General features: G+C 34.8%; 1 protein-coding gene. It reads right to left on the reverse strand.

What is annotated here, in order from left to right:
* A partial coding sequence (locus R2R70_RS22475) for a hypothetical protein (protein ID WP_410979268.1) occupies nt 1–244 on the reverse strand: 244 nt, incomplete at both ends.

Below are 244 nucleotides of genomic sequence, written 5' to 3' on the forward strand. Positions count from 1 at the left end.
TTGATATTTTCAATCGATTCTAGATGCTTTTTCCAGTCAATTTGCTGAAGTGAAATAGACGAGATAATTCGGGGATCCTGTTGCTTAATTCCCGTTACATAGGCATGAATTAGTTCAAATGGGTCTGCTTTTGTAACATACTCTTGAAGTTTACCGGCTGCTTTCAAAATCATTAGGTTATGAGATATATCATAAGAATTTGTCCTGTGGGTCATACTTCCATAAAAATGAATGCAAAAATGAC

This window comes from Cobetia sp. SIMBA_158, from assembly GCF_046566945.1.
In the GTDB taxonomy this organism is placed as follows: Bacteria; Pseudomonadota; Gammaproteobacteria; order Pseudomonadales; family Halomonadaceae; genus Cobetia; species Cobetia amphilecti.